This window comes from Yeosuana marina (assembly GCF_011762485.1).
GTDB lineage: Bacteria > Bacteroidota > Bacteroidia > Flavobacteriales > Flavobacteriaceae > Yeosuana > Yeosuana marina.
This window is the reverse complement of sequence record NZ_JAAKGI010000007.1, coordinates 105018-117825: the sequence shown is the minus strand read 5'-3', so window position 1 is coordinate 117825 and position 12808 is coordinate 105018. Positions and strand designations below refer to the sequence as shown.

The following is a 12808-nucleotide window of genomic DNA, read 5'->3' as shown; positions in this document are numbered from 1 at the left end:
AACAACAATGAAAAAAATAGTATTCGCATTATTTTTTACCATACAGTTTGCCTCTATTGGACAAGAGCTCCTATTTAAAAAGGTAGCGCTCACCGATTCAATAGCACTGGCAAAACAAATGAAACAATTGGCATCAGCCTGTGACCAACAAAAACTATCAGCATTCGACCTATTTAAGTTTCAATTAATAAGCGGTAAGTATAAAGATGCAAATGCTACTATAGAACTGATTATCAACAATACTCCCCAAGAAGAAAGTATCTATTTGGATGTTTATCAGCAGTATCTGAAAGCAACAATTTCTTCGAACTTTACGGAAACCTTTAAGCAGTTGTATAAAAAATACCTCATGAATTCTGATGATTTTCATGTGCTAAATTTAGATGACACCTTGATTTCTAGAGATGCAACGGACTATTTTATTGCTGATTTTAATGATAGCTATAAAAATATTGAAACAGATACCATTTCTATGGAGATAGCTCAAAATTTAGTGAAGAAGTATTTTTTTAAAACAGTTTATGCAGCAACAAGAGATCTCTTTTTTAAAGAAATTAGATTAGATCACAAACGGAGATATCATATCAATGACAGCATTTTAATACCCACCAAAGATGGTGCTGAAGTTTCTGTGGTAGTGATTCAACGAAAAGGAACTATATCTACTAAAAACTCCGCCATATTAATTGCTTCTATTTATGCAGGAACCAATGAAGCAGGGGCTATGTTATCAGCCTCTAAAGGCTATGTTGGAGTAATTATGAATACCAGAGGGAAACGATTAAGTAGCGGAGAGGTAAAGCCGTTTGAATATGAAAATACGGATGTATATGAAGTAATTGATTGGATTAGCAAACAACCATGGTCCAATCAAAAAGTAGGTATGTATGGTGGTAGTTATAATGGTTTTACGCAATGGGCTTCAATGAAACACAAAGTACATCCCGCGTTAAAAACAATTGTTCCAATGGTGGCAATTGCTCCAGGAATTGATTACCCTATGGAAAATAATGTGTTGCATAATTATTCATATTCTTGGAATTTTTATGTGACGAATAATAAATATTTAGATTATAAAGCAGCACAAGATTTTAACCGTTGGAATACCTTAAAAAATAACTGGTATACATCTGGAGTAGCTTTTAATAAGTTAGATAGCTTAGATGGCCAAGTAAATAAATTATGGAATGCCTATATGCAGCACCCAAGTTATGATGATTTTTGGAAAAAGATGATTCCATATAAAGAGGAGTTTGCAAAAATTAACATACCAATTTTAACGATTACTGGATATTATGATGACTCGCAAAGAGGAGCGATGTATTACTACAATCAACATCATAAATATGTAAAGAATCCAAATCACTATTTGTTGGTGGGGCCATACGATCATTGGACGGCGCAAACCCAACCCGAAGCCTATTTGAGAAATTATAAATTGGACAAAGCAGCTTTAATTAATATAAGATATGACTTGGTCTATCAATGGTTTGATTATATCTTAAAAGGAAAAGAAAAACCAAGTATTTTAAAAGACAAAGTGAATTTTCAGGTGATGGGTACCAATAGATGGATGCATAAACCCAGTTTACAAGCAATGACGAATGATACGTTGCAATTTTATTTATGTTCTGAGAAAACAAAAGATTTTTACGCGTTGAAATCAAAACCAAATGCGGCTAAAATTGAGTTGACTGTTGATTTTAAAGACAGAAAAAGCATGACCAATACCGAGTACTATCCTTGGCCTTTAGAAAAAGAAAACATCAACTTAAAAGACGGTTTGTTATTTAAATCTAAGCCTTTAAAAGAAGACGTTATTATAAACGGATCCTTTCTAGGAAATCTTGAATTTGCCATCAATAAAAAAGATGTTGATTATTCTGTTATCTTGTATCAACTAACTCGAGAGGGTAAATATTTCCACTTAAGTTATTATATTGGTAGAGCTAGTTTTGCAAAGAATAGAGAACATAGAAATTTGCTAACTCCGAATCAAAGAACTCAAGTTTCATTCAATAATTCTAAATTAATCAGTAAAAAGTTAGAAAAGGGAAGTCGAATTATAATCGTTGTTAATGTAAACAAAAATAACAACGCACAGATTAATTATGGAACAGGAAAAGATGTGAATGTGGAAAGCATTAAAGATGCTAAAACACCTCTTAAAATAACTTTCACAGGACAAAGCAGTATTTCTTTGCCAGTTTGGAATATTACAAAATAGTTGTTAGTACATTTATCCAATTGGTAAGTTAATCTGTCCGGAAGCTATTCTAGAATTTAGTAATTATGCATTCGATTATATGATAGATAAACCTTAAATTCTATTCTAAATAATATTTAAAGTCTTACAAAATCACCTAAAATTTAATTCATATTTTTTTCATTTTACAATTTTTAAATCAACATTACCTGTTTTTTGCCCAGCTTAGACGTATTTATCAAATTTTCTAAGGAAAATTTGATATGTGAGCCATCTTATTGGATTATCTCTCTTTGCAATATTTAGAGATATTCTAAATTAGAATTTGATATTTATTTCTTAAATTGTATAAGACTTTTTTTAGACTGAAAAGACACTCAAATTCAATCTATTAAATAAAAAATAGTAAAAGATGAAACAGATTAATTTTACTTTAAATGGTAAGCCCGTTTCTTTAGAATTGCAAGGCCAAGAGTCTTTACTAACGGTGATTAGAATATATTTAGAACAAACAGGTACCAAATATGGTTGTGGTTTGGGAGAATGTGGTGCATGTACAGTATTAATCGATAATGAAGCGGTACGTTCGTGTATGATACTTGCAGAGGATATAGAAGGGAAAGAAATTATATCGATAGAAGGATTAAGTTCCGATGGAGAATTACACCCCATACAGAAAGCATTTATTTCTCATGATGCCTTGCAATGTGGTTTTTGCACTTCTGGAATGATTATGAATGCCTACGGTTTTCTGTTGCAAAACCCAAATCCAAGTAGGGAAAAAATTATAGTAGGAATGGAATCCAATTTATGCAGATGTGGTGCTTACAATCGTATTGTTGATGCTATCGAAACAGCAGGAAAAGAAATGCCTAAAAAAGTAAAATTATGAAATCAGCGATAAAAAGCGAAGCTGCATACAGCAGAAGAAGATTTATAAAAAATTTAGGTGGTGGTGTGGTGGTTGTGTTTTGTTTAGGTGAAGTGTCCTTTAGCTCCCTTTTTGCTCAAGATGGTCAGCCACTTGAAGAACTTGATTTCAATGCCTACCTACGAGTTAAAGAAGATGGAAGAATAGACTGTTTTACTGGTAAAATTGAAATGGGACAAGGAATTATTACATCATTGGCACAGGTAGTGGCAGAGGAATTGGAAGTTTCAATTTACGATGTGGATATGATTATGGGCGATACAGAATTGTGCCCTTATGATGCTGGTACTTGGGGATCTCTAACCACACGTTTTATAGATCCAGTGTTGAGAGCTGCCGCTGCAGAAGCACGGGAAGTATTATTGGATCTTGCTGCAGAACATTTTGGTATGAACAAGACGTCACTAGAGGTCATACAAGGGGTCGTTTCAGTAAAGAATGATTCCTCTAAAAAAATAACATATGCAGAATTGAGCAAAGGCAAAAAAATAGTTCGAAGTTTGACCAAGAAACCTGAATTAAAAAAAGCCAAAGATTTTAAGTTAATTGGTAAACCTATTAGAAGTCTAGATGCAGAAGCAAAAGTTACGGGAAAAGCCAAATATTCAGGAGATATCTTTTTACCTGGAATGGTACATGCAACTATTGTGCGACCAGAAGTATTTGGTTCTAAAAAAGTAAAAGTAGATGCTTCAAAATTATCTGATTTTGCTGGAGTGCAGTTGGTTGAAAAAGACGATTTAGTAGCAGTAGTACATAGTGATCCAGAAGTATCGCAACGAGCGGCTAAAAGTATTAAAATAGCATGGGAGGCTCCAATAGCTAAAGCAAACCAAGAAACCATATTTCAATATTTAGAAGATACTATTCAAGACAACAAAGTATTTGAAAGTGAAGGGAGTTTACAATTAGGGGAAGAAACATCAAAAGTTTACCGTAAAGCAACCTACCACGATGGGTATAAGGCACATGCATCTATCGAAACTCATGTGGCTACCTGTTATTTTGAAGGGGATAAAGTCACTATATGGGCTTCCACGCAAAGTCCGTTTGGTACCCGATCTTCTGTAGCGAAAGCATTGCAAATGCCTTTAGAAAAAGTACATGTGAAGCAAATATTTTTGGGCGGTGGTTTTGGTGGAAAATCAAACAGCCAACAATCTATTGAAGCGGCTACTATAGCGAAGTTATGCGGTAAACCGGTGCAGTTGGTGTGGAGTCGAAAAGAAGAGTTTATGTATGATAATTTCCGTACTGCAGCAGTCGTAAAAGTTGCAGGAGGCACAGATAACAATGGGAAATTAAAAGTTTGGGATTTTGATATTTATTGTGCTGGAACGAGGGGTACAGAATTGTTTTATGCCATTCCAAATAAACGAATTAGATCATTTAATCAAGCCGGTGTACATCCGTTTGGAACAGGTGCTTGGAGAGCTCCTGGAAATAACACGACCACTTTTGCGCGAGAATCCCACATCGATGTGGTGGCACATGCAGCTGGAATGAATCCTTTAGATTTCCGATTGAACAATCTGGAAAATAAAGAAATGATTGCAACATTGCAACTGGCTGCTAAAACGTTTGGATATGACAAAGAAAAAAAACCAGGCCATGGCTATGGTATTGCTCTCGGACAAGATGCTGGCACTTTGGTGGCAATGATTGCAGAAGTATTTGTTGATAAAGAGACAGGAGAAGTACAACCTATTAGGATTGTTTGTTCACAGGATATGGGACAAGTAGTAAATCCGCATGGAGCTACCTTGCAAACCGAAGGAGGAATTACAATGGGTATAGGATATGCTTTATATGAAGAAATAGAGTTTAACGGAGGCGAAATGAAAACCACTAATTTTAATCGATATGAAATTACACGGTTTTCAAAAACACCAAAAATTGAATGTGTCTTCATCGATAAAATGGATGCCAAACCACAAGGTGGAGGTGAGCCAGCCATTATTTGTGTAGGTGCGGCAATTGCGAATGCTATTTTTGACGCTTGTGGTGCAAGGGTATATCGTATGCCAATCACACCAGAAAGAATATTGGACGCACTGTCATAAGTCTAAAGGGAACCGTTATATATCAAAACAAGCTTCCTATTTATTTCTAAACAAAAATAATAGATCCTACAGGAGTAGATCCCTAGCTTTTTATTTTGTAATGATTAGAATGATTAGTGTAAAAATTTGTTTTTAATGTGGCTCAAACGTTGTTAGCCTTTGTATGTCTTAAATATTAATCTCTTTCCGTTATTATGATTTAGAGATAAGATTATTTTAAAACATCCGTCACTTTTCCATATAAACGAAGAAACCACCAGAGGCAAACTGTCCATTCCTGACTCTAACTACCAATTGATTCTTTCCTTTTTTAAGGAAAATGTTCTTTTGCCGGCCTTTATGTTGAGGATTTTTCCAGAAATCATACCAGGCATTCCAATCATTATCTTTTGAAATATAGCCATCCCTATAAACTCTTCCTGAATCTTTTCCATTCAAATAGAGTGCCAACTCATCTGTTGTTGTAAAGTGCAATGTCACAGTTTTATCTTTTTCAGCATCTAAAAATGTACGAAAATAAGCAACCGTGTTTTCTCCTTGATATTCAGTTATTCTACCCGTAATTAATGCGCCTCTTGCATCTGTTTTAAAATTTTCCCAAGTAATGCTTTCCCCATTTATATCCAATGAAACATCATCATCATCATTTACAGCTTGTTCAATTACCAAATTAGGCTTTGTTAAAGGTCCAAACGCTTCCCATTTTGTTATTAATGAATCTGGTTCATATCTAATAGCAGGAACATTTTGTCCCTTATAATTAAACTGTTTAATTGATGTTACTTTGATATCGTCAATCCATACTCCTCCGCCAGTAACTCTCGGCTGAAACCCTATTTTACCTGATTTTAGTTCAAAGAGATCAAAGGTTATTTTAGGCCTTTTCATATCATTAATGTATAAATGACAGGTTTCGTTGATGACTTCCATTTTAAACGTATGCCATTTCCCAATTTTAATAGCCTGATCTTCTTTTAGATTTATTTTATACTCTTCGTATAAAAGTCGAGAAACATTCCCATCTCTCCAAGGATTTGCTCTTATATAACTTCCATTTCCTTTGACGTACAAAAGACCAAAGTCTTCCCTTTTAGTTGTTTTTTTATAATTATAAATAAAGCCCAAATAGTTATGCTCATTTTTAGGAAATAGCATTTTTCCTTCTACTCTTAATGCACCCCATTGATTGGAATTCTTGATTAAAGCCGAAACATTACTATTAGGTGTCAATGCAAGAACCTTTCCCTGATTAGGATCTTGAGAATCAATTATTTTTACCGATGTAGAATTATTTAATTCCCAGCCTGAAAGATTTCCTTCAGAATTATCTTTAAACATTATTTGAGCAGAGCAAATTATCGGTAAAAATACAATTACTATAAGGGTTCTAGCTTTTAATATCGTCATGTTTTTCTATTCAATTTTAATACGGTTGAATTCAAGTTAACGGTTTAGTAAATGAGGCGTTGTAACCTGAAGGATGCTATGATTTCGTATACATTGTTATAAAGCGTATCATTCCAGTTTTGCAATTAAACCCCAACCGTTTGCTTTATCTATAACAACACAGTGAATTTTATTTGCTCCTTTTTCAAGCGGCAGGTATAATTTATTAGTATTAATGTCAATATGCCCCATGTATTGTATACCTTTGGCTCTAAAGGCATTATTACCTTTAAAAATCGCTTTGCCGTTTAAATAGACAATTATTCTGTCACTATAATCAAACGAAAAAAGTTTTGTTTCGTTATTGCTGGTATATACTGTTGTAGATGCAACAATATAGTCCTCTACATTCTGTTCAAAGTTACCAGAAGAAGACTTTTTTATGTATTTTGAAATAGGTAAAAGACCTGACGCTTCAGTTTCAACCGTGATGTATTCTTCCTTTAAAAAGTTTTCAAAATGTAACTCTTCTGATTTGTAAGGTTTTGATTTCGTGATTTCCCATTTCTTTATAATAGTAGAATCAATAGGAATATTGCTATCTTTTTTGGTGTTTTCCACTGCATCCTTGGGCGTAAATCTAAAGTTTGAAAACCTATTTGAGAACAAAGTAAAAAGTCCAATTTCTCCACTATTTTGGTCCGTTCTTAGTTTGTCTATAGTCATGATTTTTTCATCGTTTACAAAAACCTCGGCACTTTTGTTGTTTACCTCAATTCGCAAGCTATTCCATCCATTCTTTTTGAATGAAACCATTGCTTGGTATTCTCTAAATAATTGCCAATTCGACTCATTATTAAAAATGGGGGTATATTGAACTGCATCTACTTGGTTCGATTTATGAAGTCTCATATATACCTCTTCCATATTGTTATTTTGCTTTCTGAAAGTAATACCTGCAAAACTTCTGTTTGAGTTGGCGTACACATCTACTTCAATGGTTCCGTTTGTAAATTTATGATTTTTCACTGTGACCCTTCCACCATTTAGAAGTAGGGTTTCCCTATTATCAAATCTTTGAAATATAGCTTCTGGTGAAACATTCCATTTAGAAGCGACCATGTCGATTTTTGTTTCGGAACTTTGAGCGATAGATAGTTGAAAACTTAATACAGCAATGATCGAATAAATAGTTTTTGTCATGATTTTGAGTTTTTATTCATTTACAAAAAAAACGATTTAATAACTTTATTATCGTATCACTTTATCAATAATTAATATCATTTTGGTAAATTTCCCTGTACTTGGAAGGGTTGACTCCTTCCATTTTTATAAAAAACCTTGTCAAATTATTAGGTTCACTGAAATTTAAGTCATGTGCTATTTCGGATATTGTTTTATGAGAATAGCGGAGTTCCGTTTTTATCTCAAGTAGTAGTCTGTTGTTGATAATTTCTTTTGTAGTGTGTCTAGTATGCTCTTTTACTATTGCATTAAGCTGATGACGGTTTACATGTAATAAATTACAATATTCTTCTACCGAATGCGAATTGCGAATATTCAGTTCAAGTAGTTCCTTAAATTTATAAATTATTGAATTTGATTGTGTATTGGGTGAAATGTTGTACCACTTTGAATACAATCGATTAAGCTTTGATAAAGAGAAATATAGAAGAGAACGTAATATATGAGGACTATCATTTTGATAATTTTTTATCTCAGCGATAATTTCATTTAAAGCCAATTGTATGATATTGTAATCTTCATTTTCCAGTCGCAAATATTGAGGGTGTTGAGAATTATAAAAGTATTGCAGCCGGTAAGTGAACAATTTATCATCAAAGAAATCTGATAAAAAGTCATTTTGAAAAACGAGGTGAAAACCTTTAACGCCATTTAGAGGAATTTTACAACATTTTTTTTGAAAAGGACAAATGAAGAAAAAGCTGTTCTCACGAACTTCTAATAACTGTCCGTTTAATTCAATTGTTCCACTTGCTTTTTGAAAAATCATAATTTCGAAAAAATCACATGTATGCGGAGTAGGATCAAAAAAAACGTTTGGATTATTTTCAAACCTGTGCAAATCCATCAACAGTTCAAAGCCGTACTTTCTTTTTTCAAAAATAAATTTCCTCAAAGTTTAGTTTTATTTTGTCTGTTTTGTAGTTGGCCACAACTTAGGTATATAGTTACTAGGAATTATATCTTCTATATGTGTCCTAAGATAATAATTCTTTAGCTACTTAAAGGTATTTGTGGGAACTCGACTTTATACTTTTAATATTTTGGTAGAAATTGGTCTATTAATCAAACCTAAAAAGCAATAAGGTAACTGAACTATGCGCTTTTAAGTGCTATTTGAATAATGGTCAAAAACGAAAACACCTAAGAGACATAAATGTAGAATTACCGACCGATTATCAGAAAAGCTAAAGAACAACGATTAAAAAGGTGTTATCTTTACGTATAGTGAAATTATATTTTCTAACCTAATTTACCAGAATATGCTACAAAATGTTTTATTAGAACGCGAAATATACGCATCAGAAGAACATAAAATGATGCAAAAAATGATTCAAGATTTCATCAATAATGAAATTATTGATTACGTAGATCAATGGGAAAAAGATGGCATGGTGAGTCGGGAAATCTGGGAACGTGCCGGAGCATTAGGTTTACTTTGTATTGATATTCCCGAACAATATGGTGGTAGCGGTTTAGATTTTAGCTATAACGCCTTATTTATTGAAGAAATGGCAAAAGAAGGAATTAATGGTCCGGGTTTTTCATTGCATTCAGATATAGTTGCCCCTTATATCTTAAAGTATGGTACAGAAGCTCAAAAGCAAAAATATCTTCCATTAATGGCAACTGGAAAAATGATTACATCCCTTGGTATGACTGAACCAAACTGTGGCAGTGATCTTCAAGCCATCCAAACATCCGCTGTAGATAAAGGAGACTATTATTTGGTAAATGGACAAAAAACCTTTATCACTAATGGTTATATGAGTGATATGTCCATAGTAGCGGTAAAAACCAATTCTGGAACAGAAAAAGAAGGTGTGTCTTTATTGATTATGGAAAGTATCTCAGAAGGTTTTGAAAAAGGAATCCCTTTTAAAAAAATAGGAATGAAAGCTCAGGACACCTGTGAATTATTTTTTGATAATGTAAAAGTTCCGAAAGAAAATTTATTAGGAGAAGAAGGGTTAGGTTTTAAAATTATGATGAAAGAATTGCCTAGAGAACGCTTGTCAGTAGCTCTTAATGCAATTGGCGGGGCGGAAGGAGCTATAGAGAAAACTATTGAATACACATCTACAAGAACCGCCTTTAATCAACCTATTGCTGGATTTCAAAACACACAATTTAAGCTTGCCGAATGTGCTACACAATTACAAGTCCATCAGGCTTTTATAGATCGTTGTACGCAATTATTATCAGACCATAAACTAACTGCAGAAAGTGCCTCTATGGCAAAGTATTCTGCTACAGACATGCACGGCAAGGTAGTAGATGAATGCCTGCAATTATTTGGTGGTTATGGTTATATGTGGGATTTTCCAATTGCCCGTATGTATGCCGATAATAGGGTAGCCAGAATTTATGCAGGCACTAATGAGATTATGAAGTTGTTGATAGCTCGTGGGTTGTTTAAAGAATTGTTTCAACAAATGAAAGCAAAGCAAAAAAAATAATGTCATAACAAAAGATATTTGTACCTGAGCTTAAGTCAAGTCTGCTTAGCTAAACTTGTATATTTGAAGATGTTATTATTAATAATATATGGTGGAAATATTGTATATTAGTTAATCAATAGTTTCAAAATAGTTTTATTATGGTCGCAATAATTATCTTATTAGGTATTGGTTTACTCTTTGTTTTATTCCTTGTTAGTATTTTCAATCGTTTTGCTAAAAACAGGAATTTGGTAAAAGATGCTTGGAGCAATATTGATGTCGCTTTAAAACGACGCTATGATTTAATTCCTAATTTAGTTGAAACCGTTAAAGGCTATGCTAAACATGAAAAATCTACTTTTGAAGCTGTAATCAATGCCAGAAATGCAGCCATGCAAGTACCAACGGGAGATATTAATGCCCAGATAAAAGCAGAAAACCAACTGCAGCAAAGTCTACGCAGTATTTTTGCTTTAGGTGAAGCTTATCCAGATTTAAAAGCCAATACGAATTTTCTTGATTTACAGGAAAAACTAAATACCATTGAAGAAAATTTAGAACGTAGCCGTCGATATTATAACGGATCGGTACGTGAAAATAATACCTATGGAGAAAGTATCCCGGGTGTTTTGTTTGCCAATATGTTTAAATATCAACATTTCGACTTTTTTGAAGCCGATGAAACCAGCAGAGCTAATGTTAAGGTAGATTTTTCATAATGAAGCGTTTACGTCTTTTTATGCTCACACTCTTTGTTATTTGCAAAGGGTATTCTCAAGATTTTACTGTAACTAATTATAGTGTAGACATTACAATTAATGAGAAGGGATATTTCGATGTCGATGAAAATTACGATCTTAACTTTGAAACCTATAAACACGGCATTTATAGAACTATACTTACTGAATACAACCTTACCAATTCAAACGGAACACAGGAAAAAAGGAAAATAGAAATCGATCATATAAAGGTACCTAACTATAAGTTTGATGCGCCGTTCGGATTCATACAAAAGCTATCCAAAAAAATTGACATCAAAATAGGGGATAAGAACAGAACCTTAATTGGGCCACAACATTATGAAATTAAATACCGTGTTAATAATGCCTTTCTTTTTGAACAATCTCAAATTCGTTTTTATTGGAATATAAAACCAGACGGATGGACTGCAAATTTTCATAAAGTCAGCTTTAAAATTGAGGTGCCTGATAACGTACAACTTAGTAAAGAAAACTGTTTTGTATATTCTGGCGATGCCGATAATACAAATATCAGCACTGACTTTGATTTTCATTTTGAAAATAATGTATTGATTGGTACCAGTAAGAACGACTTTGTATCTTACCCCGGTCAAAGTGTGACGGTTTTAATAAACTTGCCTTTAAATTCTATAAGTGAAATAAAACCTCTGTGGCCTTTTTGGGATCAATATGGATGGGTGTTTTTAATTGGGGCCCTGATAGCTTCGTTTTACGCTGTATGGGATAAATATGGTAAGGATCAAAGAGTCATAGCCACTACAAGTTATTATGCGCCAAATAATATAGATCCTGCAATGGCTGGTTTTTTAATTAATGATATGGAAGATACATCTGATCTAATTTCTTTAATACCTTATTGGGGTTCAAAAGGCTATATAAGAATAGAGGAGATTAAAAAGAAATGGCTTTTTGGTGCAAAGGACACAAAAATTATTAAGCTAAAACCGTTGCCTGATGATTCTCCTTCGTATGAATTGAAAATATTTAATGGCCTTTTTGCTAATAATTCAAGTGCCCAAAATGAAGAAGTTTTGGTAAGTAGCCTTAAAGATACATTTTATACCACTATGGCAAGTGCTGCCAAACTTTTAAAAGAAAATGCTCAGTCTTATTATGAGGCTAAATCTAAAAAAGTACAAACCATAACTTATGTTGTATTAATGCTATTAACCATACTATTAACCTTTGTCTCTTTGACTTTTTGGGGATTAATAGCTGCAATTGTTTCATTTGTTTCCTGTGTTATATTACTGTTTGTAAATTTCTATATGATAAAAAAGAATGCTGTTGGCAATCAATTAATGTCAGAATTAAAGGGGTTTAAACGATTCATTAAAGTTGCCGAAGAAAATAAGATAAAAATGCTATTAAAAGACGATCCCGGTTATTTTGAAAATACTATGGGTTATGCACTAGCCTTTGGTTTATTTGAAAAATGGGCCCGAAAATTTGAAGCATTAAATGTAAAGCCTCCAAATTGGTACACTTCTACTGGAAATAATGCGCTTACTATGCACAACTTCTCGCGTTCATTTTCAAACACCATTGAAGGAACACAATCTAATATGGTAAGTTCTCCAAAAAGTAGCGGCGGTTCTGGTGGTGGTTCATCTGGCGGTGGCTTTGGCGGTGGCGGTGGTGGTAGCTGGTAAACTTGATTTATGGGACAATAGAATTAAAAAACATACGATTAAAATGATAATGGAGTGTACTTTATTGAATATTTTAAATTCAAAATATTTAATGATGAAGTGTTTTTTTAAATTCCGATTAAT

Annotated in this window: 9 protein-coding genes; 6 read left to right on the top strand and 3 right to left on the bottom strand. The window is 33.3% G+C overall.

Going from position 1 to position 12808, the window contains the following annotated elements; genetic code table 11:
- Window positions 1-7 precede the first annotated feature (7 nt).
- The 3 genes from G5V56_RS09200 (at window position 8) to G5V56_RS09190 (ending at window position 5200) form a co-directional block, all read left to right on the top strand.
- Window positions 8-2227: a CocE/NonD family hydrolase gene (locus G5V56_RS09200; RefSeq protein ID WP_206285887.1), complete on the top strand. Its 2220-nt coding sequence runs from the start codon at window positions 8-10 to the stop codon at window positions 2225-2227.
- Window positions 2228-2618: 391 nt separating this feature from the next.
- A complete protein-coding gene (locus G5V56_RS09195; protein WP_166964133.1) occupies window positions 2619-3098 on the top strand; it encodes a (2Fe-2S)-binding protein in 480 nt (159 codons plus the stop codon).
- Complete coding sequence (locus G5V56_RS09190) at window positions 3095-5200, top strand: xanthine dehydrogenase family protein molybdopterin-binding subunit (protein ID WP_166964131.1); 2106 nt, start codon at window positions 3095-3097, stop codon at window positions 5198-5200. Before G5V56_RS09195 ends, G5V56_RS09190 begins: the two co-directional genes overlap by 4 nt.
- A gap of 228 nt (window positions 5201-5428) precedes the next feature.
- Here the strand turns inward: G5V56_RS09190 and G5V56_RS09185 are convergent, their stop codons facing one another.
- The 3 genes from G5V56_RS09185 to G5V56_RS09175 all read right to left on the bottom strand — a co-directional run bounded on the left by G5V56_RS09185 (window position 5429) and on the right by G5V56_RS09175 (window position 8726).
- Window positions 5429-6607: a LamG domain-containing protein gene (locus G5V56_RS09185; protein WP_166964129.1), complete on the bottom strand. Its 1179-nt coding sequence runs from the start codon at window positions 6605-6607 to the stop codon at window positions 5429-5431.
- Window positions 6608-6715: 108 nt separating this feature from the next.
- On the bottom strand, window positions 6716-7789 hold the full coding sequence (locus G5V56_RS09180) for a family 16 glycoside hydrolase (RefSeq protein ID WP_166964127.1): 1074 nt from the start codon (window positions 7787-7789) through the stop codon (window positions 6716-6718).
- Window positions 7790-7853: 64 nt separating this feature from the next.
- Window positions 7854-8726 (bottom strand): AraC family transcriptional regulator, encoded by an 873-nt coding sequence (locus tag G5V56_RS09175; RefSeq protein WP_240911273.1) that lies wholly within the window; start codon window positions 8724-8726, stop codon window positions 7854-7856.
- Window positions 8727-9093: 367 nt separating this feature from the next.
- On the opposite strand from G5V56_RS09175, the gene G5V56_RS09170 reads away from it, so the two are divergent.
- From G5V56_RS09170 to G5V56_RS09160, 3 genes are all read left to right on the top strand, one after another.
- The gene (locus G5V56_RS09170) at window positions 9094-10290 is read left to right on the top strand and encodes an acyl-CoA dehydrogenase family protein (RefSeq protein WP_166964124.1); all 1197 of its coding nucleotides are present in this window, start codon (window positions 9094-9096) and stop codon (window positions 10288-10290) included.
- A gap of 140 nt (window positions 10291-10430) precedes the next feature.
- Window positions 10431-10991 (top strand): LemA family protein, encoded by a 561-nt coding sequence (locus G5V56_RS09165; protein WP_166964122.1) that lies wholly within the window; start codon window positions 10431-10433, stop codon window positions 10989-10991.
- 20 nt (window positions 10992-11011) lie between these two features.
- On the top strand, window positions 11012-12685 hold the full coding sequence (locus G5V56_RS09160) for a DUF2207 domain-containing protein (RefSeq protein ID WP_240911272.1): 1674 nt from the start codon (window positions 11012-11014) through the stop codon (window positions 12683-12685).
- Window positions 12686-12808: the final 123 nt, after the last annotated feature.

What these genes read in the sequence shown, in the direction of transcription:
- G5V56_RS09170 (WP_166964124.1), top strand. Translation starts at nt 9,094, where the DNA reads ATGCTACAAAATGTTTTATTAGAACGCGAAATATACGCATCAGAAGAA.
- G5V56_RS09165 (WP_166964122.1), top strand. Translation starts at nt 10,431, where the DNA reads ATGGTCGCAATAATTATCTTATTAGGTATTGGTTTACTCTTTGTTTTA.
- G5V56_RS09185 (WP_166964129.1), bottom strand. Translation starts at nt 6,607, where the DNA reads ATGACGATATTAAAAGCTAGAACCCTTATAGTAATTGTATTTTTACCG.
- G5V56_RS09190 (WP_166964131.1), top strand. Translation starts at nt 3,095, where the DNA reads ATGAAATCAGCGATAAAAAGCGAAGCTGCATACAGCAGAAGAAGATTT.
- G5V56_RS09160 (WP_240911272.1), top strand. Translation starts at nt 11,012, where the DNA reads ATGCTCACACTCTTTGTTATTTGCAAAGGGTATTCTCAAGATTTTACT.
- G5V56_RS09200 (WP_206285887.1), top strand. Translation starts at nt 8, where the DNA reads ATGAAAAAAATAGTATTCGCATTATTTTTTACCATACAGTTTGCCTCT.
- G5V56_RS09180 (WP_166964127.1), bottom strand. Translation starts at nt 7,789, where the DNA reads ATGACAAAAACTATTTATTCGATCATTGCTGTATTAAGTTTTCAACTA.
- G5V56_RS09195 (WP_166964133.1), top strand. Translation starts at nt 2,619, where the DNA reads ATGAAACAGATTAATTTTACTTTAAATGGTAAGCCCGTTTCTTTAGAA.